This window comes from Crocosphaera sp. XPORK-15E (genome assembly GCF_034931425.1).
Classification (GTDB): domain Bacteria; phylum Cyanobacteriota; class Cyanobacteriia; order Cyanobacteriales; family Microcystaceae; genus UHCC-0190.
In genome coordinates, this window is sequence record NZ_JAYGHQ010000004.1 from 1 (window position 1) to 26,171 (window position 26,171).

The window sequence follows — 26,171 nt, forward strand, 5'->3', positions numbered from 1 at the left end:
GCAGATTCAAATTCTAAATAAGAGGTTTGCTTATCTAAAATAGATACGGTAGTAGTCCCATTTTCTCCGATTTCAATCTCATTGTTATAAGGGTCATCAATTAACTTTAATTGAAAGTTTTCTGTTCCTTCTAAATTCCAGTCATCTGGTACTTCGATAAAGATAGTTTTACTGGTTTCTCCATAGGCAAAATCTACCATTAAATTGGGAATATAGAAGTCATTATATTGCTCTGCTGTTCCATTTACTACTTCTAAATAAGCAGTAGTATAGGTATCAATATTCCCTGAACGAGTAACAGTAACTTCTAAACGGTTTAACCAAGTATCATCTTGTTCTAAGGTTACATATTTGGCAGATTCAAATTCTAAATAAGAGGTTTGCTTATCTAAAATAGATACGGTAGTAGTCCCATTTTCTCCGATTTCAATCTCATTGTTATAAGGGTCATCAATTAACTTTAATTGAAAGTTTTCTGTTCCTTCTAAATTCCAGTCATCTGGTACTTCGATAAAGATAGTTTTACTGGTTTCTCCATAGGCAAAATCTACCATTAAATTGGGAATATAGAAGTCATTATATTGCTCTGCTGTTCCATTTACTACTTCTAAATAAGCAGTGGTATAGGTATCAATATTCCCTGAACGAGTAACAGTAACTTCTAAACGGTTTAACCAAGTATCATCTTGTTCTAAGGTTACATATTTGGCAGATTCAAATTCGATGTAAGAAATTTCATTATCTAAAATAGAAACAATGGTGGTATCTTGTTCTCCTAAAATTAAGTTAGGGTTGCCAGAATTATTGATTAATTTTAATTCAATGTCTTCTGTTCCTTCTAATTCAAAGTCATCAAATACATCAAGATAAATAGTTTTGCTAGTTTCTCCAGGTTGAAAGTCTATCCATTGAGGAAACATTCCCCCAAAATCTGACCATTCCTGTGCAGTACGATTTCCCAAGTGAACTTCTACATTGCTATAATCATCAATATTGCCAGAACGAGTGACCGTAATTTCTATTTGGTTAGGATAAGGTTGATCTTCTTCAAAACCAGAATAGGTTGCTGAAGAAAATTGAATGTAAGTATTATTGTTCATCATGGGTAAAAGTTGATCAATTCTAAATTTATACTCATATATTCAAAGATTAACTTTGTTCTTATTCAAAAACATTAGCAAAAATGCTGATATTAATTTTCTTTTTAGAAAAAATATCAATAAAAATAAGGATTTACAAAAACAAAAAAACGATTATTCGTATATACGTACTAGACCTGGCGAGTCACAACTTATGTACTCACTGAGAGTTAAAATTATAAAATCTTGATAATGTGATTCTTTCTTCCCTAGTAAAGAGGGTTTATAATAGAAATTGATTAACCAAGCCTTAACTCATGACTCGTTATCACCAAATTCGCATTCATCACCGTCAAATCGATAAAGAATACATCCTAGAAGTTCCTGATGATCGCTACATTCTTCATAGTTCAGAAGATCAAGGTTACGAACTTCCCTTTTCCTGTCGTAATGGTGCTTGTACGGCCTGTGCTGTGCGTATTTTATCAGGAGAAGTCGATCAACCTGAAGCAGTAGGACTCTCTCCCGAATTACAAAAAAAAGGCTATGCTCTATTATGTGTTAGCTATGCAAAATCAGATTTGGAAGTGGAAACCCAAGACGAAGATGAAGTCTATGAACTGCAATTTGGGCGATATTTTGGTAAAGGAAAGGTTAGATTAGGATTACCCTTAGATGATGATTGAAAATTTAGGATTTTAGAAATGTTTGTTAGGTTTTCTTGACAAAACTAAGCAATAATAGAAGCAGAACCTCGATTAAATCATCATGGAATTACCAAGTCAAAAGGAACGAGAACTATTTCTCGATATTGCCACAGAAGCGGTCATGACTGCGGGGATAATTTTAGAAGATCTCGTTGGACAATTAAAAAAAATTGAAGAAAAAGGTCGTCCAGGAGATTTGGTGACAGAAGCTGATAAAAAAGCAGAATCAGCCGTTTTAAAGATATTAAACCTTCGGGTTCCCCATCATCAAATTTTAGCGGAAGAATCAGGCAAACTAGGAAGCGAACAAAGTGATTATCTTTGGGCAATTGATCCCCTTGATGGTACTACTAATTATGCTCATGGTTATCCTGCTTCTTCCGTTTCTGTTGGGTTATTATTTAAAGGAATTCCCCTAGTTGGTGCTGTTTATAATCCCTTTCGGAAAGAGCTATTCCGTGGTGCAAAAGGATTAGGAGCTACCCTTAATTATCGCCCTATTCAAGTGTCAAAAACCAAGGAATTAAACAAAAGTTTATTAGTGACAGGATTTGCTTACGATCGCCGCGAAACCTCAGACACCAATTATCCCGAATTTTGCTATCTTACCCATCTTACCCAAGGTGTGCGGCGCAGTGGTTCCGCATCCGTTGATTTAACTGATGTCGCTTGTGGACGCTTAGACGGTTATTGGGAACGGGGGTTAAGTCCCTGGGACATTGCCGCTGGTATTGTCATTTTAGAAGAAGCAGGGGGCAAAGTCACCGCCTATGATGAGAGTCCTTTAATCATTGAGTCAGGGAGACTTTTAGCCACCAATGGAGAGATTCACCATTCCCTGAGTCAAGCTTTGACTGAGGCATTACCCTGGCTAAAAAAATTCTATCTCATGGTGTTGCCAGAGGACTCCCGTTAAATTTCTCGGTAAAAAGCGAAACCCCTAATCTAATGCAAGTCAGATAAACTAGCGAAAATCTAAGGAAAATGATATGATCTTAAAAGAGTACGATTAAAAGTAAAATTGACGAGCAAATCTTAAATACTCTCCATAGAGAGTAAAAAAAAGTTTGGGCAGTCAATTAGGGAATATTTACTAATGAACCAAGGGAAAATATTCTGAAAAAAAAGGAATAACTAAAACGTTTATTTGTGCTAGTTTCAGAAAAAAGCCACTAAAAATAGGGCATTGGCGATTAGGGGTAGGCTGTAAATTCTATGTCTTTTCCAGTAGAACAAGGACTCTTTAAATATGATGTAACTGATCATTATGCAATTTTGGGAGTTCCCTTAGATGCTGATAGTCGGCAAATTCGTCAGCGATATTTAAAAATTGCTTATATTCTCCATCCTGATACCTGTAGAGGCAAAACAGAAAAAGAAAAAAACCGAGCCAATAAAATCTTATCAAAATTAGTTAATCCCGCTTATGAACAACTCTCAAAAGACCGTTCTCGTAGCGAATATTTACTGATTTTATCGCAAATGGGACAGAACTTAGCCAAAGAACTAAGTAGTATTACCATTGCCACAGATGAAGCTCAAAAACTGATTCAAACCAGTCAGAATGCCGAACTAACTTATCATAAGTTATTGTTACCGCTTATCGCTTCAGAATACAATGATTTAGAACAAGTATTTAATAAAATTGCCCAAATTAGTGAATTGAATTTAATCTATTTAATGATTAAACAAGGGGAACAAATTAAAGCTAAAGCTAGACAAAAACCCAAAGCGAAACCAACCCCTCCCCCAACAAAGACTGAAACCAAAGATCAAGTTTCAGCAATCGCTTCTTCCGTAAAACGGGCCCAAGATTACATCAAGCGCAACAACACATCTCAAGCCATCATAGAATTGCGAGAAATCCTGAAAAAAGAACCAAATAATAGTAGCTGTCATGGGTTATTAGGATTAGCCTATATCAAAGAAAATCAACTAACCATGGCCAAGGTTCATATTAATAAAGCCCGTAAAGTCAACCCTCAAGATCCTATTGTTATTGAAGCAAAAGAAGCCTTAGATAAGGCATCCCCTGAAGAAAATAAACCCAAGTCTTCAGATAAACCCAAAAAGACTGGGATCTTTGGTTCTTTCTTCGGTAAAAATCGGTAATTGGTATGACTTAATTCACAAAAAAAAGAGAGAAAACCCGCTCAATTAGGTTAGTTTCCTCTCTTAACATTTAATGTCTTATGGTTCTTTAATGAGGGTCAATGATTAGGGATTAGTCACACGAGCATTTGAGTCTTTAGACGTAGCAATTTCTTGTTTTAGTACCTCAAACGCCTTATCAAACTGAGGATCACCAAAAGCCCCAATTTTTTCCCGTTCTTGTTGAAGGGCTTTCCGTTCTTCATCACTTAACTCTAAAACCACATCAGGATCAATCCCATGTTTGTTGATATCTCGACCACTAGGGGTTAAATATTTAGCAATGGTCACAGCAAGTCCTGAACCATCACCCAACCCTCGGACGGACTGTACTAACCCCTTACCAAAAGTCTTACTACCAACTAAAACGGCCCGCTTATTATCCTGTAAAGCACCGGAAAGAATTTCACTGGCACTGGCAGAACCGCCATCGACTAAAATAACTAACGGTTTATCCGTTAAGGCGCGTTTATTAGCCCGTTGTACCTCTGTCTCTCCAGTGCGACTGACGGTAGAGACAATTTTGCCTTCATCAAACCACATCCGAGCAATTTCCACACTCGCGTAGAGCAAACCGCCTGGATTAGAGCGTAAATCTAGGATATAACCGTTAACCTTAGCTGCTTCTGCTTCTTGAATAGCATCGCGCATTTCTTCCCCCGCTTGGGCGCTAAACTGAGTCAAACGGATATAACCAATTTTACCGGAGGGAGTTTCTTCGACCCTGGCCCGAACGGGGTGAAGTTCAATCCGCGCTCTGACAAGGGAATAATCAACCTCTTTGCCCGTGCGGCGGATAGTTAAATTAACGCTAGTTCCAGGTTGACCCCGAATCAATTTAACGGCATCTTCTACTTCCATGCCTTGAGTTGTTTTGCCATTAATTTTGGTAATGACATCTTTAGAGAGAATGCCCGCCTCAAAAGCAGGGGTGTCCTCAATGGGGGAAACTACCACCAGTTCCTTAGTTTCTTCATCCTTGGTAAGTTGAATACCGACCCCTGTTAATTCCCCAGAGGTATCAATTTGCATATTTTTGAATTCTTCGGGGTCCATAAAGCGGGTGTAGGGATCACCGAGGGATTTCAACATCTCTCGAATCGCTTTGTAAGCTTCTTCCTTATTCGCGTAGGATTTTCCTAGATATTTAGTGCGAACGGCACGCCAATCAAGTTGATTGAAGGTTCCATCAACGTAAGTCCGGTCGATAATTTGCCAAACTTCATCGACTAATTCTTTGGGATTATCTTGAAAAAATGCTTGGCTGCGGGAAAGGCGAAGGCCCGCCCCAGTAACAGCCACCGCAGTGAGAACGGCGGCGGTAGCGGCAAGAACAAGCCCTCTTTTGTGATTTACCATAAGCTCTAGTGTGTGTTAGTGAAACTTTTATAACATCCGAATGCTGACTCTAGCACAGGAACTTGTGGGGAATATTTACATCAGTGTATCTTAGACTCAAGTTACCTGGCCGATTAACCTCATAATATATGAATTAATTTTAAGTAGAGTAGCTCCCTTTAGTTATAACATTTTCTGAGTAGTAGTTATTATGACGGATAGTATAGTTATTGTGGCCGATGCCTTAAAAACTCAGCGTCAAAGCCTAAGTCATCAGCGACGCTTGAAAGCTTGGCAAGGAGTTTGGCGTTTTGCTGCCCTTTGTGGTATGACAGGGGGATTAGTTTGGAGCTTAGGTTTACCCCATTGGGTGATTCGAGGGTCATCTCAAGTTAAGATTACGGGGAATCAGTTACTAAATCAGGGGCAAATTCAACAAATGCTCCAGATGAATTATCCCCAATCGATTTGGCAACTACCCATTCATCAAATAACAGACCAACTAGAAAACCAGCCTCCGATTGATGATGTTTATATTACCCGTCAGTTATTTCCGGCTCAAATTACTTTAACTGTTAAGGAAAGACAGCCCGTAGCTAAGGCATCTGTTGGTACAGAGGCGGGCTTTCTCGATGGTGAAGGGGTGTGGATTCCTCAAAAATTATACCCACAAGGGGCTAAAATAGCCGCTTCAACTCAGTTAACCATCTTGGGACTTAATCAGCAATCTCGGACTTACTGGAAACAAATGTATCCCATGATGATCAGTTCTCCTGTAAAAATTATGGTGGTGGATTGGCGTGATCCCAGCAATCTCATTTTGAAAACTGACCTAGGAACAGTTCATTGCGGCACTTATGGTGATAAATTCTCCCAACAACTTTCCGTATTAGCGAAACTGCGTGAACTTCCCTCGCGGGTTCCCAAAGAGCGCATTATCTATATTGATTTATCTAATCCTGATTCCCCTTCCGTTCACCTCAAGGATCTGCCCAAAAAACCCCCCAGTTCCTAATCTTGGCTTAATCATGTTAATAAATGTTAACTTAGCAACATTTTTGTGATTTTGAACGAGATTGAGTCAACGCCCTGACTTAAAGAACAATTTGGCTATATGGGGTGAAATTATTCAAAATTGATAGTAAGCTTTAAAATGGTAATGCCCTATAGATAAATAAATAAATAGCTAATCTAGGTATTAATTGATGATACTGTGGATTAGGTAGATTCAGATTATCCTAAACTCTTGAAACGCAATAATTAACCCCCGCCAATTACAATGATCCTTAATGATAAGTTAGCCCTTAATCATTCCAGTCTAAATCATACAGAATCTGCTGAGTCTTCGAGTGACGTGGACAGTTATCACCGACCGAGTAGTACCTCACCCTTTGTGCCAACCAATGAGTCCCTAGAACTGCCTAAGGAAGAAAGCAGGAGAAACCAAATCGTGCCGAATAACGTTGCTAAAATCAAAGTCATTGGTGTTGGTGGCGGCGGATGTAATGCAGTCGATCGCATGATTGAAAGTGCCTTGACAGGTATTGAATTTTGGACGATGAATACAGATGCCCAAGCTCTGACTCAATCAGCTGCGCCTCACCGTTTACAAATTGGCAAGAAGCTCACCCGTGGACTAGGTGCAGGGGGCAACCCGAATATCGGCAAAGAAGCGGCCCTGGAATCCCGTGACGAAATTGCCGAAGCCCTGGAAGACACTGATTTGGTGTTTATTACCGCAGGAATGGGAGGGGGAACCGGAACTGGTGCCGCCCCCATTGTGGCAGAAGTCGCCAAGGAAAAAGGTTGTTTGACAGTAGGGGTGGTGACTCGGCCCTTTACCTTTGAAGGACGACGACGTACCACTCAAGCAGGAGAAGGGATCTCTCAACTACAAAGCAATGTTGACACCCTAATTGTCATTCCCAATAACCAATTACTACAGGTAATTTCCCCTGAAACGCCCCTACAAGAAGCATTTCTTGCGGCGGACAACGTTTTGCGTCAAGGGGTACAAGGGATTTCCGATATTATTACTATTCCTGGCCTGGTCAATGTGGACTTTGCTGATGTACGAGCAGTCATGGCTGATGCAGGTTCGGCTCTGATGGGTATTGGGGTAGGGTCTGGAAAATCTCGGGCCAATGATGCCGCTTCTTTAGCCATTTCTTCCCCTCTCTTAGAGCATTCCATTAAGGGAGCGAAGGGAGTTGTCTTTAATATCACAGGGGGTAGAGATCTCACCTTACATGAGGTCAATACCGCTGCAGAAACCATCTTTGAAGTCGTTGATCCCGATGCCAATATTATTTTTGGGGCGGTGATTGATGAACGAGTTCAAGGGGAAGTTATTGTGACAGTAATTGCTACAGGGTTTAATGCAGAATCGGAGAATATATCCACTCCTCAAATGACTGCCACTCCCTCCCGGCCTGTTGCTCCTCCCCCCATGTCTCCCAAAGAGGAACCAGCAGCCCCAAAACCACCGGGTCTGGATATTCCTGACTTTTTACAAAGACGACGTTTTCCCCGTAATTAAGCCAAATATCAGGAATTCACCTGAGTTAGTTGATCCTTTATTTTCAGGCTGTTAACTGCGGTATAGCCTCAGAATTGATTTCTGTTGTTTCCTATAACTCGTGTTATACAAAGTTCGTTGTCGTCCCGCTTTTGCTGCCTTATTTGTCACCTTAAACCCAGGAGAAAGTATCACAGTTAAAGCAGGGTCAATAGTTAGCCTGGACACAGGCATTAGCCTGAAAACTCAAGTTTTTGGCAGTTGGCCACTTACCCTTCTCAGGAAATGTTTTGGGGGCGAATTGTTATCTGTCGATCAATTGAGTAACAGCACAGACGAACCTTTAACAGTGGTTTTAGGTCATTCAATTATGGGGGATATCACTCCCCTTGACTTGTCTCAAGGGTCTATTTGTTTACAACCAGGGGTTTATCTCGCTCACACATCAGGAGTGAGAGTACAAAACCACTGGGCCGGTTTGAGTAGTTGGTTAGCCGGGGATGGGTTGTGGAAAGTTAAATTAAAAGGCAAAGGACGGGTCTTTATTGGGGGCTATGGCGGTATTATCAAGAAAATGGTTTATGGGAATTTTGTCGTCACTCAAGGAAATTTATTGGCCCATAGTCCCAAACTACGGCTAAAATATCGCAGGGAAGAAGAGAGCGTTAATATTGTGGTTAGGGCGGCTAAAACTAAGAATCAGCGTAGTCAAGGGAACCTCATTTATTGTCAATCTCGCAATCTTCAAGGATTAATTGACTATCTCCGTTCCTTGGCCTAAAAGGCCGCAATCTGATGAAAGTTGAAATTTTACACGAACGGGAAAATTCTCTGGCCCGTGTTATGCTCGACAATGATGAGGTATTGATGGCTCAAGGGGGAACCCTCGTCGCCCTGAAGGGCAATATTTCCTTAAATACGACCTTACGCCGGAGTTCTCGCAAAAGTGACCGACGGAATCAAGATGCGATCGCCACAGAGTCTCTATTTATTACGGAATTTCGGGCCATGGGGGAGCAAAATGAAGTTTGGTTAGCACCTTCGATGATGGGGAATATTCTGCTGCATGAAGTCACCAGTTACAAATTAATTGCCCTGGTTTCTAATTATCTGGCCTCTAGTGGAACAATGGATCTTTTTTTTGGTTTACCAGAGGTAACGCTTCCCAGGAAAAATGAGACTTTAACTTTGTTAAGTATTACAGGACAAGGAGAAGTTTTAATCAATGGGTTAGGCGGAATTTATCTGATTACTGTTGATGGGGAATATCTGGTCAATTTAGCTCATTTAGTGGCTTTTGAAAATAGTCTTAAATATGAAATTACTCAGTTATCAAAAAAAGGCATAGGATCATGGTTTAAACAACAACCTTTATTCATGAAATTTACAGGACAAGGAAAATTATACTGTCAAACTCATCACGCTAAAACCTGGGGGCATTTGATCGCTTCTAGGTTAAAGTCAAAGTGATAAATCAGATAATAGGGGTCAGTAAGCTTGAAAAATTATCTAGTAATATCTTGATTAAATCATTAATATGGTAAAGTCTCAAGGGATTAATTATCAAATTGAAAATACCCCAGAAGCAGCCGTTTTAATTCTACAATTAAAGCCAGAACAAAATATTTTTATTAGAACAGCGACCCTAGCTGCTAGGGATGCTTCAATTGAAATTGGCAAGGGTATTCCCACTGATGATTTGAGTATCACTCCAGGATTTTCTAGCCATTCTTATTTGAGCATTAATGAGGTTCAAGCTCTTAAAATTCCAGGAAGTATTTATCTTTCTCCTGATATTTTAGGCGACATTAAACATTATCAAGTTACCCCAGAAAAGGGGATAATTATTCAGATTTTTGCTTTTCTTGCTTGTAGTCATAATGTCCAGTTAAGACTCTTGGCTTCCTCGATGATTAAACAGTTTAGTGAACGGGATTCTTTCTTCTTTCATCTGGTGGGAATTGGAGAATTATGGGCCAGTTTTTATGGCAATATTCAAGAGATTTTAGTTGAGGATAATTATTTAATTCAAGTTAGTTATTTGGTGGCTTTTGAAGACACTTTAAACTATGAAATAAAAAGCATAGAAGGATTAGATGCTCCAGGAATACATTCAGGAAACTTGGGCAATTATAATATATTTTTTCATTTTCAAGGACAGGGAAAGTTATGGATACAATCTCGTTATCGCTATGCTTTTCTTGATTTTTTTGCTCCTTTTATTCATTAAAATAATTATTAATTATCAATTATTAATTATTCATTGATGACATTTGCTTTTTCTGGGGATCGGGTGTCGGTCACAATGTCAAGATTTGATGACATAATGATCCCCAAAAGGTCGTAAATTCGTACATCCCCGAAAATTCCCTTAATTTACCCCTTGACCATTCCTAGTTATGTTTTGTTACATAAAGTTAAGCAAAGGATTTTTGATCCCAAACACATTGAGTCAACCATGAACCTCATGAGACTCATGACCATTTGCCAGGAGCTATTGGCCGTACAAACTATTCGGAGAGTGATCTCATGGCACAAGAAAGTCTACCTTTAGAGGAGATGACCCTACGACAGCTACGAAAAGTAGCGAGTGAATACAACATCTCCCGTTATAGTCGGATGCGTAAAGCCCAACTACTCAGTTCAATAAAACAAGCCATAAACGAACAAACCCCTTTTAATCAACCCATTGTTCAAACTGAGCTAATTTCCCATAGTCAACCTAGTATTCAAGAGGAGCAACAAGTGGAAGCATCCAAATTTGAAGTCGGACAAGAAGACAACATCATGGAGAGTTTAGCGGATGTTGATGATGGCCTCGGCGAGCTTCCCGATGGTTACGGAGAAAGCCGCATCGTCCTTTTACCCCGTGACCCCCAATGGGCCTATGCTTACTGGGATGTTTCTAACGAAGCTAAGGAATCATTACGTCGTCAAGGAGGACAGCAACTCGCCTTACGGGTTTATGATGTCAGCGATATTGATCTTAACTATCAAAGTCCCCACAGTGTTCAAGAATATCTCTGTGATGAAATGGCCCGGGAATGGTACTTACCCGTCCCTGTAAGCGATCGTGATTATGTTATTGATATTGGCTATCGTACCTTTGATGGTCGTTGGTTAATTCTAGGCCGTTCCGCCCCTATCCATGTTCCTCCCGTTTATCCTTCTGACTGGGTAGAAGACATCTTCGTAACCGTCAACTGGGAAGAAGACTTACAAGGCAAGGAAGTTTATAAACTGGTTCCCCCCACTCATCGTCAAGGGGCTACTACTACTGCTGGCGAAAGTCCTATCTATGATGAGATTTATGGCATGGCCCAAGGCGCAGAAGGGCAACGGATTTCCGGTTCTCTCTTTGGCTCCATGCAGCACGTGGCCGGTTCCGTAGTGAGTTCCTACGTTCATCAAGAGGTTCTCAGTTCCTACGTCTTCCCCTCTGGAGTAGGTATGTGGGCAGTTCCCACCGCCTCTGGTTTAAATATGTCCGGTGTTGGCTTTGCTTCAGAAGCCCCTGTACGTCCTCGCAAGTTCTGGTTAGTGGCCGATGCTGAATTAATTGTCTATGGTGCTACTGAACCAGATGCGACTGTGACCGTTGGTGGTCGTCCCATCAAACTCAACCCCGATGGAACTTTCCGCTTCCAGATGTCCTTCCAAGATGGTTTAATTGACTATCCTATTGTGGCGGTTGCTGCAGATGGTGAACAAAACCGTTCTATCCACATGAAGTTTGAACGGGAAACCCCTTCTCGTCGTACCAATACCAAGGAAGAAGCGGTTTTAGAATGGCTGAGCTAGTCTAACCTTTGTTCAAACCTTACTAACCTTAAAACCCCTGATAATTTCATCAGGGGTTTATTTTTTGAATATATAAATATTAAGCAGCGATCGCCTCTTGATAGGGAATAAATAACTGCTTAGACGCGCCACAAATGGGACAATACCAATCATCAGGAATGGCTTCAAAGGGTGTTCCTGCTGCAATTCCCGAATCAGGATCACCCACTTTAGGATCATAAATCATCGAACATTGACGACAAATCCATTTACGGGTTGTGGGGTCATCACTGGCCGCTTTTTCTTTGGGAGCAGCCCCATCTAAACTATATAATGCTTCCGTATATTGATCCGCATGATGATGTTCAATACTGGTTAAAAAGCCAAAATTACTGGCCGCTTTACGAAAAATTGCCGCGTGTTCTTTTGACTCTTTTTCTTGTTCTTTAAACTCCATAGCTGCTTGTTGATCTCGATCAATTTTTGCTTGTTCGGCAAATTCAGGATACATAGTTGTATATTCGTAAGTTTCCCCTTCAATGGCTAATTCTAAACAACGAGAAGCAATGGCTTTTTTATCTTCTTCTGTTAGGCTAGAAAGGTCATCAATTACTAATTCAGGGTGTAATAAACGAAAATGAGCAAAAGCGTGTTCTGTTTCTTGATTAGCCGTTTCTTTAAACAGTTTTGATAATTCTTTCATTCCTAACTGTTTAGTGACTTCTGCAAAAAAAAGATATTTACGGTTTGCCATTGACTCCCCACCAAAAGCGGCAGAGATATTTTTGGCTGTATTAGCATTGGACATATCCATAAGTGTTTTATCCTCCCTGGGATCATTGACACTCTACAGGATAATTTAAGTAGAAATTTATTGCAATTAAAATGAGTTAAATCTTGAAGGTGTTTGACATTGGTAAAAGCTGAAATCTTGTTGTAGGAGTCAACGGCCGTTGACCCCTACTTTAGCCTGACTTTGTGTTAAAGTTTTGTTGGTATGATTAATTTAAGGTTTCTGGATCAAGAATAATGTTATTAAAACTTTTAGAAAAATTAGGGCGCAAACGCATTATTTATGACCGAGATGGTATTAATCCTTATTTAGAGCGTTATTATCTGCTTTTCCCAGATAAACTCACAGAAGAAGTAACAGCCAGAAATCTCCCCTTTAATGTCATGTTACATTATATCTGTTTAAGCGATCCTGATGACTTACATGACCATCCTTGGTGGTATGGAACGTTAATTTTAAAAGGGGGTTATTGGGAAATTACCCCAGAAGGAAAATTTTGGCGTGGCCCTGGACATTTTCGTATTCGTTCCCCTCAGTCTTTACATCGTATCGAAATTTCTGAAACTTCTCAAGGGTCTTGGAGTCTATTTTTTAGAGGCCCAAAAGTAAAAGATTGGGGTTTTATACAACAGGGAAAATGGCTTTATCATAAACAATATTTAGACAAAAGAAAAAGTACAAAATCTCATCAATTAAATGGTTAAGGAGACAGAATTATGGCGGTTGATTATGATATTATTATCATCGGTGGCGGGTCTGGGGGCTTAGTTGTTGCCAGTGCAGCAGCCCAACTTAAAGCTAAAGTTGCTCTGGTAGAAAAAGAGCGTTTAGGGGGCGATTGTTTATGGTATGGATGTGTACCAAGTAAGTCTTTAATTCATGCCGCTAGAGTGGCTTATGAAGTAAAAAATAGTGAACGATTTGGCGTTTATTCTCATTCTACTACCATCAATTTTTCCCAATCAATAGAATACGTTCAAAAGGTAATTAGTGCTATTGAACCTCATGATTCTCCTGAAAGGTTTGAAGGGTTAGGAGTTGAAGTTATTTTTGGATCTGGACAATTTACAAACTCAAATACATTTGAAGTCAATGGACGAAAATTAACGGGCCGTGCGTTTGTAATTTCTACGGGTTCTCGTCCTGCTATTCCACCAATTCCTGGGTTAAAAGAAGCAGGATTTTTAACCAATGAACAGGTATTTTCTTTAACAGAAAGTCCTGAGTCTTTAGGCATTATTGGGGCTGGCCCCATTGGCTGTGAATTGGGTCAATCTTTTCATCGTTTAGGGGTAAAAGTAACTTTAATTAATAGCAGACCTCATCTCTTACCAAAAGAAGATCCTGAAGCGGCTGATGTGATAGAAAAACAGTTTATTAAAGAGGGAATTACTATTATTAAAAATTCCAGGGCTGAAAAAGTTGAAGTGATTGATGGTAAAAAACATTTATGGGCAGGAAATGAGAAAATTATCGTTGATCAAATTTTAGTTTCTGCGGGTCGTTCTCCTAATGTAGAATCTCTTAATTTAGAAGCAGCAGGGGTTGAATACGACAAAAAAGGCATTAACGTCAATGAAAAACTACAAACTACGAATAAAAAGATTTATGCTTGTGGTGATGTTATTGGGGGTTATCAATTTACTCATGTCGCCGCCCATGAAGCTGTAACTGTGATTACAAATGCCCTATTCTTTCCCATCAATAAAGTTAATTATCAAGTAATTCCTTGGGCAACTTTTACCGATCCTGAATTGGCTAGAGTCGGCTTAACAGAAGCACAAGCTAAGCAAAAATATGGAGATGACATTTATAGTTTAAAACAAGACTTTGCTGATGTTGATCGCGCTCAGGCAGAAGGAGCAACCCTCGGATTTGGTAAGATTATTGTGCGGGGTAATGGGACAATTTTAGGGGCCCATTTAGTGGGAAAATCCGCAGGAGAATTAATTCATGAAATTGTTCTTGCTATGACCAATAATCTCAATGTCTCTGCTTTATCAGGTATTCATATTTATCCCACATTATCAGAAGTGAATAGTAAAGCGGCTTTATTACTCAAAAAACAAAAATTTGCCAAAAATGAAGGACTAAAATCCCTTTTATCTAAGTTTTTTGGTATTAGGCGATCGCTGGGTTAATCTCAGCATCAATAATTTTCTTTTCATTCTTAACTATTTAGAAGGTTTTTGCTATAATAATAACTATATTTTTGAATTTTGAAGTCAATATGAATCATATCAGTTTGCTAGGTCAGAGTTATGCAATTGTTTTAGGAATTTACAGTGTTTTTAGTATGCCCTTTATTGCTCCAGTTATGGCACAAGAACAAATATTACGAACCTTAACTGTTACGGGAGAAGGTATTGAAAGAATTCCAACCACCCTAACTGAAATTAACTTAGGGGTAGAAATTCAAGGAAAAACAGCCACGGAGGTACAAGAAAATGTGGCTCAACGGACATCGGCAGTCGTTAACTTCTTAAAATCTCGTCAAGTAGAACGTTTAGAAACCACAGGAATTCAACTTCAACCTAATTATCAATATGATAATAATCAAAGACGTTTAGTGGGTTATATTGGCACAAATACTGTTAGTTTTCGCATCAAAACTGAAACTGTCGGTGGTTTGTTAGATGAAGCTGTTAAAGCTGGAGCTACCCGCATTGATAATGTTAGTTTTACTGCGACAGAAACAGCTATTTCAGAAGCACAAAAAAAAGCTTTGAAGTCAGCTACCCTAAATGCACAACAACAGGCAAAAGCTGTATTAGATACATTGAATTTTCAGTCTCAAGAAATTATTAATATTGCAATTAATGGCGCAAATGTTCCTCAACCTCAGTTAATTCAAGCAGCACCAACTATGAAAACTACAGCTAATGTTCAGGACATCACCCCTGTTATTGGGGGAGAACAAACGGTTAGAGCCTCTGTTACCCTGCAAATTCGCTATTAGAGGAAAAACATAACAATCATCGATTATTCCTGCTGTATTGATTGATACAAAAAATCGATAAATCGTAAATTTTTTTCTGGCAGATCTATCAAATCTCACCTAATTTTAACAAAAGGTTAAAAGTTCTGATTTTGCAGATAAAAGGCATAAATACGGGGTGGGATCATGTATAAAACGAAACCATCCCTTTTTCTGCTCCTAATTTTACAAATTATGAACAAAGGTAGAAAATAAGTTTATTTGTCTATAATGTAAATGATAGCCAAGATATTTTAATCGGACTTGGTTAGCTTTTCTCCCACAATTAGGCTTCAAAGAGAATCAAAAACTTTTTTGAGACATAAAATAGTTTTATAGATTTTAAGTCTAAATTTAGAGAAAAGTTTGTCTGTTGTTTAAAGCAATGAGTTGGCTGATAGGGACGATAGTCTAAAGTATAGCTGAGGTGTTTAAATGTACGAAGACTTTAATTACATTGCGGATAATAACTTTTTAACAAATTATTGGTGGCACGAAAAAGTCATTTGTCAAAAGTGTAAAGGAAATGGTAAGTTAACGGTTGCAGACAGTCAAGATGTGATGGCTTGTACTGTTTGTCACGAAACAGGGAAAGTTAAACGTCATCAACAAACAGACTCGTCCGTCGCTTAGTGTCTAAAATAAATAAGCAACAGGTGACTAAGTTGTTAGTCCCCCGTTGCTTATTTCAACCCTAACTATAGAGTATGGTGATCAAATCAATGCGGATGGCGAGACTTGAACTCGCATGGCGTGAGCCACACGCCCCTCAAGCGTGCGTGTCTACCGATTCCACCACATCCGCGTTTAAGCATTCACAACTATAGCACAATTCGCAAACAAAACACAAGTAATATAGAGAGGGAATAGTGAAAAATACAGCAACTTCAAAGATCCAAGCTAAAATTAAGATAAAGTAAGCCCAAAAATCTCAAAATCTTAAGAGAAGACCGATAGGTTAGCTCCTTCTCAAGAAACTTTGTCATAATCGGGATAGGGAACCCTGTCATCATCAAACCACAAAAATATTATGCGTATTAAACAATTAGGTGTTTATGTAGGATTATTATTATTAGGCGGTAGTGTGGGCATCTGGGGCAGTCGTTACTTAGTCCAATCTCCCCAAACCCAACAAACCCAGAATCCCACCGTCATTCCCGCATCTTTAAAACCCTTTTCTTTTGGTTCTGGATCTTCTCAACAAAATAACTTAAATTTTATTGCTCAAGCCGCGCAAAAAGTAGGCCCGGCCGTTGTCCGAATTGATGCCACACGACAAGTACCTGATGAGGCGGGAGAAGCCATGGAAAATCCCTTTTTCCGCCGTTTTTTTGGCAATGAAATGCCGATCCCCAAAGAACACCTAGAACGGGGAACGGGGTCAGGTTTTATTGTTAGTTCTGATGGACAATTATTAACCAATGCCCATGTGGTAGATGGCACGAAAGAAGTTAAAGTAACCCTTAAAGATGGCCAAGTCTATCGGGGGCAGGTTTTAGGAACTGACCCCATGACGGATGTGGCCGTGGTGAAAATTGATGCCACCAATTTACCTACCGTTGAGATTGGCAATGGACAACAATTGCAACCTGGAGAATGGGCGATCGCCATTGGCAACCCATTAGGACTAGATAATACGGTGACAGTGGGCATTATTAGTGCCTTGGGCCGTTCCAGTTCAGAGGTAGGAGTGCCTGACAAACGGGTGAGATTTATTCAAACCGATGCGGCCATTAATCCTGGCAATTCTGGGGGCCCCTTACTCAATGCCCAAGGAGAGGTAATCGGTATTAATACAGCCATTCGCGCTGATGCCCAAGGATTAGGGTTTGCCATTCCCATTGAAACGGCCCAACGGGTGGCAGATCAATTATTACTCAAAGGCAAAGCAGATCATCCCTATCTGGGTATCCACATGGTTACGTTAAACCCAGAACTACAAAAAGAACTTAATCAGGATCAACAACTTGGCTTTAAGGTAACGCAAACCAAAGGAGTCTTAGTGGTGCGTGTGATCAATGACTCTCCTGCTCAAAAAGCGGGACTTAAACCAGGGGATATTATTCTCAAAGTCGGCGGTAAACCTGTGGGAAAAGCCGTTGAAGTTCAAGAACAGGTAGAAGCGAGTACCATTGGAGACAGGTTAGTGGTCGAAATTATTCGCAATAATCAACCAAAAACTTTGACGGTTCTACCTGGGACATTTCCGGCTAATCAAGCAGAATGACGATAGAAAAAATAGGATGGGCAATGTCCACCCTACAGTTACTAAACATTAATTGTTATGCTAGATTAACAACGACATTTATTTTTTAAACATCGGTTATGACAGCAAAATTTAAACATATTATGCTCATGGTGCAAGATGTCGCCGCCTCAGTCAAGTTTTATAGTGAAGGACTGGGTTTAACGGTAAAAATGTCAAGTCCTGGTTGGGCAGAATTAGACGCAGATGGAACCACTTTAGCCCTTCATGCAGCCTCTGAAAACGGGCAATCAGGACAATCTCCTATTCTGAGCTTCCATGTAGATGATATTATGGCAACTTTAGCCCATATTGAATCTATGGGGGCATCTTTGCAAGGAAATGTTAGAGAACCGTCTTTTGGTAAAGTGGCAGCAGTAAAAGCCCCCGATGGTACTTTAATTAGTTTATTGCAACCGAATTCTTAGTCTAATAATCAAACTTTACCATAACGGGCGATCGCGGTTTGAGTTTGCCAGGCCCACATCTGATCTCCCAAAGAAAAATGCCACCATTCCCCAGGATGACGGTAAAATCCGGCTTGACTCATGATTTGATTTAATAATTCCCGTCGTTGATGGTAGGTTATTTCAATGGGGTTGGTACTATGGGCATAATAATTAGGTTGCGATCGCCTTGATAATTCATCAATATCCCCTCCCATAGCTAAAGGATGTCCTGTTTCATCTGCTAAGGTAATATCAACGGCGGCCCCTGTACTATGGGGGGGAGGGGTGTCGGGATTTTCGCTAGGAATAGCCCAAATTTGATACACTTGTTCCCAGATGCTTTGTTGCTGTTGTGGTGATAGGTTTTCCTGTTTTAATCCTTGGGTTTGCAGCAGAGACGCAAAAGTATAATCCACCATAAACTGTTGTACCATAACCGGACGATAGGCATCAAAAATCTGTATTTTCCAGTCTGGATGTTGTTGTTGTAAGTAATTTTGCCCTTGTAATAGAGCATCTAAAACAGTTTTCCGTAAATAATAGGGAGATTTACCCCCATAACCCGCCCCCAATTTTTGATAGGGATGGGGTGTTTCTACGGCAAATTGTTCTAAGGGAATGGGAACCAGGGTTTCACCACATTCTTGGATGGGAATTATTTGATAAGGTTTCATTAATAGATCAAAGTAGAGAAAGGGCTTAGGTTAGGAGATAAGGATAACTATAGGGATTTAAGGAAATAATAATACATCCGAGTCCGACAATCTACTGATCCTAAAATAAAGAGTTAACAAAAATTTGCTCAATATTTCTCAAAAATCCGTAACTTTACCATTCCTTTATATAGATTAACTGCTTATACTTAAACTAATTAGAGACGTAAAAAATGGAATAAATTCGATGGCTGTTGATATAATATCCGCTGGAAGAATCCCAGAAAGCACTGGGGGAAAAAATTCTTTATTTTCCCCTTCTTTTCTCAAAAATAAGCTTGAAAGTTTCTTGACAAAAGAAATTATTAATCCTGAGATTATCTTGAAACATAATCAAGCTTTTCAAAAAACCAGAAACCTAAAAATTCTGGCTCAAGCTTTGGATCACCAAAGATTTAGAGAGCAAGATTTTATCTGGTTAATACAAATCAGAAATCAATTCACTCAAGGATTAGGAGACCATAAAGATCTTAATACTTATCTCAGGTTATTTCGGGTTGCTATTGAAGCGAAAAATAGCTTTCTTTCCATTGAACAAACTGAGCTACTTTACCGTAGTTCTCAACAACAAAATTTCTATCAGTTAGTCTTTCAATTACTTGAGCGAAATGTTAGTAAGGAAAAGTTTTACCAATTAATTCATCAAGAATTGACTGAATCTTTACCAAAAATCAAAACAGAAAAAGGCAAAAAAGCTCTAGAATGCTACGTTCAAGCACTTGATAGTTTGACCCATAAAGATGATCTGGGCTTAAAATTGCTCTATCTCTTTAAAAAATATCAACTGACTAACTACTCAATTTTGCAAAAAGTCTCTAATATCGTTGATTACTTGAAAAATCGGGATCTTAAAAACACAGCAACTTTAGTTAAATTAGTCAAGAAGCAAGGAGAAGTGTTTGAGCAACTAGGGAAAATTTTGGAAATTCCTTTAGAAAAAAATAGCCCATTAACTTATGCCATTATGTTGCAATATATTGTTTTACAGGCTAAGTATGGCAAGGTTTATAATCAGTTTGAAAAATTAATGGAGGTATTAGGGGAGTGGAATAAATCCCATAAAACCGTTGAATCAATTCGTCGTCAATATCCTTGGACTGACTATCAACAACCGAAGGATTTTAAACAGAAATTAGAAACCTTGGACTTATACAAAAAGTATCATCATTACTGTTAGGAGCTAGGTTTTGGGGGGTAAAATCCCCTATCACCTATCCCCTAACCCCTAACCCCTTATTATTCAAGAACTGAGGTCGATAATTGAGTTTCTTGCCAGAGTTTGTGGAGCAAGAATTCAGCGCGATCGCTTAAACGACAGACAAAGACTCCTTCCTCACTGGCCACATCAGATCCCAACCAGGTTCCTTGTAACACAACCTCTACCGACTCATCATCACAAGTAGTCACTTCTAGAACTTCCCCCATTTCTGCTGCAGCTGCGGCTAATAATTGATCAAGATAGGGCAGATCAACCGGAATTAAAAAGGCGGCCTGACTTGGTTCTACACAAAGACTACTGCCTGAACGTAAGGCTAACATGACACGGGTTGTCACCCACGCTTCCAAAGACTGGTTAAGGTAGTCGAGAGAAAATCCGTTTTCGGTATAAATCAGTTTTAACATTTTCGTTGATATCTCCTTTCAAGGCGCGGTAGTCGGATGAGAGTGCCAAAATTGTTCAGCAAAGGCAATAGCAGGATGAATAGGGGCTTTAGGAACGGTTTTTAAGCTCATCCCTGCCCCTTGAGGAGTGCGATCGCCTTTTCTTCCATTACAAGTTTCACAAGCTGTTACCACATTGTCCCAGGTGTGTTTGCCTCCTTTAGAACGGGGAATCACGTGATCTAGGGTAAGATTTCGATGACTTCCACAATATTGACATTGATGTTTGTCTCGCCGTAAGATCTCCCGTCGGTTGACTGGAGGAACTTTCCAGATGCGATCGCCACCATTCACCATCAGACGAATTTGCGGGGTTACTTGTACCACAAGGGAGGGGGAACGAATTTCCCAAGAGGTTTGTTCAAATAAATCTAAGGGTTGGGCTTTTCCTGTGACAAGTAAGGTGATGGCCCGTTGCATTGTCACCCTTGTGATGGGCAGGTAATTTTGGGAAAAGACGACGATGGATCGATTAAAAAGGTCTGAAGTTGGCATCACGGCGGACATCCTTCAACGTTAGAACTAAAACTCAGGTTTATCTACAACAAACCCCCACTTTCAACAGATGAAAGCGGGGGTAGGAGAAACCTTGAGGGGTTGGGTTTTACCTGGGGACAGGGGCTACTTGCCTCCACCGCCCGCTAATTAGGGTTAGGGATAGATTAATCTCTATGGGGTTAATATTACCCTTGGGGTAATCTCGTAAAGCTAAAAACAAGCAGCTAAAGGTGTTTTTCCAGAGAGTTTTTGCTAGTTTTTTCATCAACAAGGCGGTTGGGTTTCCCTGCCCTAGACTAAATATTGTGTCCTGATGAGGACTGGGGTTACTTACTCTGCCTAAGCCTTCCTCAACCATAGCCAAAATTTGCCATAAATGGCAGCAACTTGGGGCTAATTTGCAGAGAAATCGGATAGGGAGAAGTAACATAAAAGTTTTCAACCGTGCTAAAACAATCTTTTTCATACTACACTTATATTACTTAAATGTCTACCTTTTTCGAGGAAAAAAATTATGAGAACCATTCCACAGACATCTACCACTGAAATGGAAGTCACTAGCATCCGCTTAGAGAGAACCCTGAAAGATAGTCTCAAAGGGCTTTCCGGTAGTCAAGGTTATCAGGCGTTAATCAGAGATATCCTTTGGAATTATGTTCAACAGAAGTCAGGAGACTATCGGCCTAAGTTTTCGCCGAGTGATATTCGGGCAACCTTTGAGGCCACAGCGAGGAAAGACGAAAGTTGTGTTTTGACGGGTAAGATAATTCAAGCAGATGAACTAATGTTATTAGCACTAACCGTATATGGGGATTTAGTTCCCTTGAGTATAGAAACTTTGGATAAGGAGCAATAAAATATCAAACTGTGGGGGTAATTTCCCCACAGTTAAGTAAGAAGTAATAAGTGTGTTTGATCTCACTAAATCTATTATGACGAAAAAAGAAACTATGAAAACTTGATTTTTACTTTTTACCTTTTATTTATTACTTTTTACTTTTTACTCCAAGTTATGGTAATCTGATTAAGAACACATTTAAGATGAACAACCATGAAAAAAATTCTATTTCTTTTTGGGGCATTAAATGATGACGATCTGGATTGGATTATTAGTACAGGACATATTGAAAGGGTTTCTCCAGGAGTTAATTTAATTGAAGAAGGAGAATTAATTAATGATCTCTACATTTTGTTAGAAGGAAAAGTTGTAGTTTCCGTTGCAGTTTTTGATAGTTATCAAGAGATTGCTATCTTAGAAAGTGGTGAAGTTTTTGGGGAAATGTCTTTTGTTGATAGTCGTCTTCCCTCTGCAACCGTAGAAACCCTTGAAGACTCTTTAGTATTATCTATTCCCCGCGATCACTTAGCAACTCGTTTACATCAGGATATTGGGTTTGCTTCGCGTTTTTATCGGGCGATCGCTTTATTTTTATCGAGTCGTTTAAGAATGATGTTAAAAGAACGAGATTATGAAAGAGAATATTTAACCTTAGAAACCGTAGAAAAGCAAGATTTTCCGCCAGCATTTCTCGAAAATTTACCCTTTGCTGAAGTTCGTTATGATTGGTTATTAAGACGGATCAAAAATTCCCAAGAAGACTATCAAGAAATCTTGTAGACTATTGAGGTATTCTTGTCAAGTCATAATCCTATTTATCAATAAGTAATATTTGATACATCAGATTATTTCTTCAACACTTTCATATAAGTCTATAATACGCTTATTTCTAATTCTAAATTTAGTCCCATGATTATGACCAGTACGAGCATCAAAATCAATAAGAATCAAACCTTGTTCTATCGCAGTGATAAATTTGGTGAGAGAGAACATAGAAAGTTTAAATATTTTTGAGTAATAAAAAAATTCTTTACTTTCTTCTTTTTTAGTATCTGCTAAGACAAAAAAACAATTATGTAGTTTAGTTCCAGCTTTATGATAAAGGTCTTGAAAACCCCAATATGGTTGAGGTAATAGCTCATTTAAACCAATATTTATTTTGACTTCTGTTAACCAATTTTTATGGCGAGAATCAACAGATTTAGAATCAAAAGAAATCATAACTTTCTGCTGATTTTTATCTACTACGACAGTAAAACCTCGATCACTTTTAGATAAAGATGAAATAGTTTGTCTAAAGCTTTTTTCTGTCTTTGGATATTTTAAACCTGCTTCTTTATGCTTCCATCCATAATTAGGTAGTAACATATTAGGAACAAATTTAAGTGCTGTCGGGGATGGTTCCATGTGAAATAAAGTAATTAAAGAGTTTGTCTTAGATCTCTGGCACTTGAGTTCCCATTCTGCGGCATTAGGTATAGGTAAATTATTTTCTTTTAATCCCAAGAGATCTTCAAGTGTATTACCAACACCCCCACTATTTCCAGGTCTAGTGTTAGAAATCCAACCCATAGATCTGATTTCATTTAATTTAGATATTAGAGATTCTTTTGTGTAAATATTATCAATCATATTAGGTACCGATTAATCAAAATCAGGAAAAAGGCTAGGATTGTTATTATTCTTAATTCTTTTTTTGTTGGATAAAGCACTAAAAAGCTCGGGATTTTTAAGTCTTTTGTTTGCCAATTCTACATATTCTTTAGCGATTTCAACACCGATATAATTGCGTCCTAAAAATTTAGCAGAAACGGCGGTAGTTCCCGAACCCATAAAAGGATCTAAAATCACCTTAGCATAAGTAGATGATATAATTCTATCAATTAAGGCAACTGGAAAAGGGGCAGGATGAGGATTGTTCATTTCTTGCATAAATTCCCAAATATCACCACAAGCATTTGCTTTAGGTTTTAGTTTAAATTTTGGTTTAGCGATTAAATAAATTACTTCATAAGTTGGCAAAAAATACCCAGGGTTAAAATTAATGCCTCCCTTGCGTTTCCAGATAATAATTTGCCGCACAGGGAATCCTGAAACGATATCATGTCTGTCTTGCAGTAATCCATTTTGAACTCGCCATTTATGATTATAAAAAATTGCTCCATGTTCTGGAATGATGCGTAACATTTCTTTTAAACATTCTCTTTGCCATAGTACATATTCATCATGAGGAATACAATCATCATAGGTTTGATAACCATTAACAAGTTCAGCATTAGCCCATTTTCCTCCTCTCCCATCTTTCATTCCATTACCAGTAGAGTTTTTTAGATTATATGGGGGTGAAGTGACGATCAAATCAATACTTTCATCAGGAATTTTTCCCATTATCTCAACACAATCACCACAAATAATTTGATCAAGAAAGTCATGAGGAAACTTAATGTTTAATGTATTTTTACTCATTTTTGGGTAATTCGCCTCTGTCATTTCTTCTTAATCCTAATTAGAATATAGCAAAGTAGGGTAGACAATACCCCATTCTAGCAAAAATCTAACAACATTAAGATTCATTAAAATTAAACAACCAAAAAGTTGCTAAAATATCGCTCAAACTCAGTCAGAATAGCCAATACAGCCTATTTTGGGTTATGTAACATTATTTAAGCAAACACTCAATAAACGCAACAACTTTGAGACAATCAAAAACAGCTTAAAATCGTGTCATCATCACGTCTTATTCAACACATTGGGAGAACTCTATGAAACTCGCTTACTGGATGTATGCTGGCCCTGCACACATTGGAACCCTACGCATTGCTAGTTCCTTCAAAAACGTCCATGCGATTATGCACGCACCCCTTGGCGACGATTATTTTAACGTAATGCGGTCAATGTTGGAACGGGAAAGAAATTTTACCCCTGTTACTGCCAGTATTGTAGATCGTAATGTTTTAGCGCGGGGTTCTCAAGAGAAAGTTATAGATAATATTGTTCGTAAAGATGGGGAAGAAAACCCAGATTTAATTGTCTTAACACCTACTTGTACTTCTAGTATTTTACAAGAAGATTTAGCCAATTTTGTAGACCGCGCTCAAATGGATGCTAAAGGGGATGTAATGTTAGCTGATGTTAATCATTATCGCTATAATGAGTTACAAGCAGCCGACAGAACTTTGCATCAAATTGTTAAGTTTTACCTCGAAAAAGCTCGTAAAAAGGGAGAATTATCCTCAGAAAAAACAGCGAATCCTTCTGTTAATATTATCGGCATTTCTACCCTTGGTTTCCATAACCAACATGACTGTACTGAGTTAAAACGGTTAATGAAAGATTTGGGAATTGAAGTTAATGAAGTAATTCCTGAAGGTGCATCGGTTCATAACTTAAAAAATTTACCGAAAGCATGGTTTAACTTGACTCCTTATCGAGAATTAGGATTAATGTCAGTCCAATATTTACAGGAAGAATTTGGGATGCCTTATGTCGATATTACCCCAATGGGAGTGGTAGAAACAGCGCGGTGTATTCGTAAAATTCAACAGATAATTAATGCTCAAGGTGCTAATGTTGATTATGAAAATTATATCAACGAACAGACCTTATATGTGTCTCAAGCTGCTTGGTTTTCTCGGTCTATTGACTGTCAGAATTTAACGGGTAAAAAAGCGGTTGTCTTTGGAGATAATACCCATGCTGCTGCTATTACTAAAATTCTCGCACGGGAGATGGGAATTCATGTGGTTTTAGCAGGAACTTATTGTAAATATGATGCAGAATGGTTCAAGGAACAAGTTAGCGAATATTGCGATGAAGTGTTAATTAGTGATGATAATGGGGCCATTGGTGATGCGATCGCACGCATTGAACCTTCTGCTATTTTTGGGACACAAATGGAACGTCATGTAGGTAAAAGATTAGACATTCCTTGTGGGGTTATTGCTGCACCAATTCATATTCAAAACTTCCCTATTGGTTATAAACCTTTCTGTGGATATGAAGGCACAAATCAGATTGCAGATTTAGTGTACAATTCCTTTACTTTGGGAATGGAAGATCACCTATTAGAAATCTTTGGAGGCCATGATACTAAAGAGGTAATTACTAAGGGAATTTCGGCTGATTCTGATTTGAATTGGAACAAAGAAGCACAAGCAGAATTGAATAAAATTCCTGGTTTTGTGCGGGGTAAAGTCAAGCGAAATACTGAAAAATTTGCCCGTGAACGAGGATTTTCTGAGATTACTCTTGAGGTAATGTATGCAGCAAAAGAAGCTGTAGGTGCTTAATTAATGTAGGGTGGGCAATGCCCACCTTCTGTTATATCTAATAACTGAGGAACTATTAAAAATTGAAGGATTTAAAGACGCTTTTATTAAAGCAAAAACAATGTTAAAGAAGGTAAGGTGATTTCCGTTGAGCA

At 38.8% G+C, this 26,171-nt stretch carries 27 protein-coding genes and 1 tRNA gene; 19 read left to right on the forward strand and 9 right to left on the reverse strand.

The genetic code is table 11. The features are described from left to right. Nucleotides 1-1,103: Calx-beta domain-containing protein (locus tag VB691_RS04025; RefSeq protein WP_323290182.1), on the reverse strand; the 1,103-nt coding region annotated here is incomplete at its 3' end. A gap of 293 nt (nt 1,104-1,396) precedes the next feature. Between VB691_RS04025 and VB691_RS04030 the strand changes: the two genes are divergently transcribed. From VB691_RS04030 to VB691_RS04040, 3 genes are all read left to right on the forward strand, one after another. Continuing rightward, a complete protein-coding gene (locus tag VB691_RS04030; protein ID WP_323290183.1) occupies nt 1,397-1,765 on the forward strand; it encodes a 2Fe-2S iron-sulfur cluster-binding protein in 369 nt (122 codons plus the stop codon). Nucleotides 1,766-1,847: 82 nt separating this feature from the next. Continuing rightward, complete coding sequence (locus VB691_RS04035) at nt 1,848-2,702, forward strand: inositol monophosphatase family protein (protein ID WP_323290184.1); 855 nt, start codon at nt 1,848-1,850, stop codon at nt 2,700-2,702. 299 nt (nt 2,703-3,001) lie between these two features. After that, nucleotides 3,002-3,898, forward strand: a complete 897-nt coding sequence (locus tag VB691_RS04040) for a J domain-containing protein (RefSeq protein WP_323290185.1) — start codon at nt 3,002-3,004, stop codon at nt 3,896-3,898. A gap of 105 nt (nt 3,899-4,003) precedes the next feature. Here VB691_RS04040 and ctpC read toward each other — a convergent pair whose 3' ends face one another. Beyond that, nucleotides 4,004-5,296 carry a carboxyl-terminal processing protease CtpC gene (gene ctpC / locus VB691_RS04045; RefSeq protein WP_323290186.1) on the reverse strand — a complete coding sequence of 431 codons (1,293 nt, stop codon included), beginning with the start codon at nt 5,294-5,296 and terminating at the stop codon, nt 4,004-4,006. A gap of 190 nt (nt 5,297-5,486) precedes the next feature. Here ctpC and VB691_RS04050 point away from each other — a divergent pair, with 190 nt between their 5' ends. The 6 genes from VB691_RS04050 to VB691_RS04075 all read left to right on the forward strand — a co-directional run bounded on the left by VB691_RS04050 (nt 5,487) and on the right by VB691_RS04075 (nt 11,594). Continuing rightward, on the forward strand, nt 5,487-6,290 hold the full coding sequence (locus VB691_RS04050) for a cell division protein FtsQ/DivIB (RefSeq protein WP_323290187.1): 804 nt from the start codon (nt 5,487-5,489) through the stop codon (nt 6,288-6,290). 264 nt (nt 6,291-6,554) lie between these two features. Then, nucleotides 6,555-7,814 (forward strand): cell division protein FtsZ, encoded by a 1,260-nt coding sequence (ftsZ, locus tag VB691_RS04055; RefSeq protein ID WP_323290188.1) that lies wholly within the window; start codon nt 6,555-6,557, stop codon nt 7,812-7,814. A gap of 100 nt (nt 7,815-7,914) precedes the next feature. Next, a complete protein-coding gene (locus VB691_RS04060) occupies nt 7,915-8,574 on the forward strand; it encodes a TIGR00266 family protein (RefSeq protein WP_323290189.1) in 660 nt (219 codons plus the stop codon). A 14-nt stretch (nt 8,575-8,588) separates the two neighbouring features. Further along, on the forward strand, nt 8,589-9,263 hold the full coding sequence (locus VB691_RS04065) for a TIGR00266 family protein (protein ID WP_323290190.1): 675 nt from the start codon (nt 8,589-8,591) through the stop codon (nt 9,261-9,263). Nucleotides 9,264-9,330: 67 nt separating this feature from the next. Further along, nucleotides 9,331-10,023, forward strand: coding sequence for a TIGR00266 family protein (locus tag VB691_RS04070; protein ID WP_323290191.1), 693 nt, complete (start codon nt 9,331-9,333; stop codon nt 10,021-10,023). Between the two features lie 299 nt (nt 10,024-10,322). Continuing rightward, entirely contained in the window at nt 10,323-11,594 is a 1,272-nt protein-coding gene (locus VB691_RS04075; RefSeq protein ID WP_323290192.1) for a DUF4912 domain-containing protein, read from the forward strand. 79 nt (nt 11,595-11,673) lie between these two features. Here VB691_RS04075 and VB691_RS04080 read toward each other — a convergent pair whose 3' ends face one another. Then, a complete protein-coding gene (locus VB691_RS04080; protein WP_323290193.1) occupies nt 11,674-12,387 on the reverse strand; it encodes a rubrerythrin family protein in 714 nt (237 codons plus the stop codon). 215 nt (nt 12,388-12,602) lie between these two features. On the opposite strand from VB691_RS04080, the gene VB691_RS04085 reads away from it, so the two are divergent. The 4 genes from VB691_RS04085 (at nt 12,603) to VB691_RS04100 (ending at nt 15,976) form a co-directional block, all read left to right on the forward strand. Continuing rightward, a complete protein-coding gene (locus tag VB691_RS04085) occupies nt 12,603-13,070 on the forward strand; it encodes a hypothetical protein (protein ID WP_323290194.1) in 468 nt (155 codons plus the stop codon). 12 nt (nt 13,071-13,082) lie between these two features. Then, on the forward strand, nt 13,083-14,507 hold the full coding sequence (locus tag VB691_RS04090; protein WP_323290195.1) for a mercuric reductase: 1,425 nt from the start codon (nt 13,083-13,085) through the stop codon (nt 14,505-14,507). An 89-nt stretch (nt 14,508-14,596) separates the two neighbouring features. Continuing rightward, nucleotides 14,597-15,325: an SIMPL domain-containing protein gene (locus VB691_RS04095; protein WP_323290196.1), complete on the forward strand. Its 729-nt coding sequence runs from the start codon at nt 14,597-14,599 to the stop codon at nt 15,323-15,325. Between the two features lie 453 nt (nt 15,326-15,778). Then, on the forward strand, nt 15,779-15,976 hold the full coding sequence (locus tag VB691_RS04100) for a hypothetical protein (protein WP_323290197.1): 198 nt from the start codon (nt 15,779-15,781) through the stop codon (nt 15,974-15,976). Nucleotides 15,977-16,066: 90 nt separating this feature from the next. Here the strand turns inward: VB691_RS04100 and VB691_RS04105 are convergent. Next, nucleotides 16,067-16,148, reverse strand: a tRNA-Leu gene (locus VB691_RS04105). A gap of 225 nt (nt 16,149-16,373) precedes the next feature. Here VB691_RS04105 and VB691_RS04110 point away from each other — a divergent pair. Together VB691_RS04110 and VB691_RS04115 are read left to right on the forward strand one after the other, a co-directional pair. After that, nucleotides 16,374-17,570: an HhoA/HhoB/HtrA family serine endopeptidase gene (locus VB691_RS04110; RefSeq protein WP_323290198.1), complete on the forward strand. Its 1,197-nt coding sequence runs from the start codon at nt 16,374-16,376 to the stop codon at nt 17,568-17,570. Nucleotides 17,571-17,668: 98 nt separating this feature from the next. Continuing rightward, nucleotides 17,669-18,016 carry a VOC family protein gene (locus VB691_RS04115; RefSeq protein WP_323290199.1) on the forward strand — a complete coding sequence of 116 codons (348 nt, stop codon included), beginning with the start codon at nt 17,669-17,671 and terminating at the stop codon, nt 18,014-18,016. A gap of 8 nt (nt 18,017-18,024) precedes the next feature. Here VB691_RS04115 and VB691_RS04120 read toward each other — a convergent pair whose 3' ends face one another. Further along, nucleotides 18,025-18,711: a M15 family metallopeptidase gene (locus VB691_RS04120; RefSeq protein WP_323290200.1), complete on the reverse strand. Its 687-nt coding sequence runs from the start codon at nt 18,709-18,711 to the stop codon at nt 18,025-18,027. Between the two features lie 226 nt (nt 18,712-18,937). Here VB691_RS04120 and VB691_RS04125 point away from each other — a divergent pair, with 226 nt between their 5' ends. Beyond that, entirely contained in the window at nt 18,938-19,927 is a 990-nt protein-coding gene (locus tag VB691_RS04125; RefSeq protein ID WP_323290201.1) for a hypothetical protein, read from the forward strand. A 59-nt stretch (nt 19,928-19,986) separates the two neighbouring features. On the opposite strand, the gene VB691_RS04130 is transcribed toward VB691_RS04125, so the two are convergent. Together VB691_RS04130 and VB691_RS04135 are read right to left on the reverse strand one after the other, a co-directional pair. Further along, entirely contained in the window at nt 19,987-20,373 is a 387-nt protein-coding gene (locus VB691_RS04130) for an alr0857 family protein (protein WP_323290202.1), read from the reverse strand. Between the two features lie 18 nt (nt 20,374-20,391). After that, nucleotides 20,392-20,832, reverse strand: a complete 441-nt coding sequence (locus VB691_RS04135) for an HNH endonuclease (RefSeq protein ID WP_323290203.1) — start codon at nt 20,830-20,832, stop codon at nt 20,392-20,394. A gap of 592 nt (nt 20,833-21,424) precedes the next feature. Here VB691_RS04135 and VB691_RS04140 point away from each other — a divergent pair. Together VB691_RS04140 and VB691_RS04145 are read left to right on the forward strand one after the other, a co-directional pair. Then, complete coding sequence (locus VB691_RS04140; RefSeq protein ID WP_323290204.1) at nt 21,425-21,766, forward strand: hypothetical protein; 342 nt, start codon at nt 21,425-21,427, stop codon at nt 21,764-21,766. A gap of 195 nt (nt 21,767-21,961) precedes the next feature. Beyond that, complete coding sequence (locus VB691_RS04145; protein WP_323290205.1) at nt 21,962-22,528, forward strand: cyclic nucleotide-binding domain-containing protein; 567 nt, start codon at nt 21,962-21,964, stop codon at nt 22,526-22,528. Nucleotides 22,529-22,588: 60 nt separating this feature from the next. Here VB691_RS04145 and VB691_RS04150 read toward each other — a convergent pair whose 3' ends face one another. Both VB691_RS04150 and VB691_RS04155 read right to left on the reverse strand, forming a co-directional pair. Next, nucleotides 22,589-23,380, reverse strand: a complete 792-nt coding sequence (locus VB691_RS04150; RefSeq protein ID WP_323290206.1) for an MvaI/BcnI family restriction endonuclease — start codon at nt 23,378-23,380, stop codon at nt 22,589-22,591. A 12-nt stretch (nt 23,381-23,392) separates the two neighbouring features. After that, nucleotides 23,393-24,214 (reverse strand): site-specific DNA-methyltransferase, encoded by an 822-nt coding sequence (locus VB691_RS04155; protein WP_323290207.1) that lies wholly within the window; start codon nt 24,212-24,214, stop codon nt 23,393-23,395. A 296-nt stretch (nt 24,215-24,510) separates the two neighbouring features. Here VB691_RS04155 and bchB point away from each other — a divergent pair, with 296 nt between their 5' ends. Continuing rightward, nucleotides 24,511-26,037 carry a ferredoxin:protochlorophyllide reductase (ATP-dependent) subunit B gene (gene bchB, locus VB691_RS04160; protein ID WP_323290208.1) on the forward strand — a complete coding sequence of 509 codons (1,527 nt, stop codon included), beginning with the start codon at nt 24,511-24,513 and terminating at the stop codon, nt 26,035-26,037. Nucleotides 26,038-26,171: the final 134 nt, after the last annotated feature.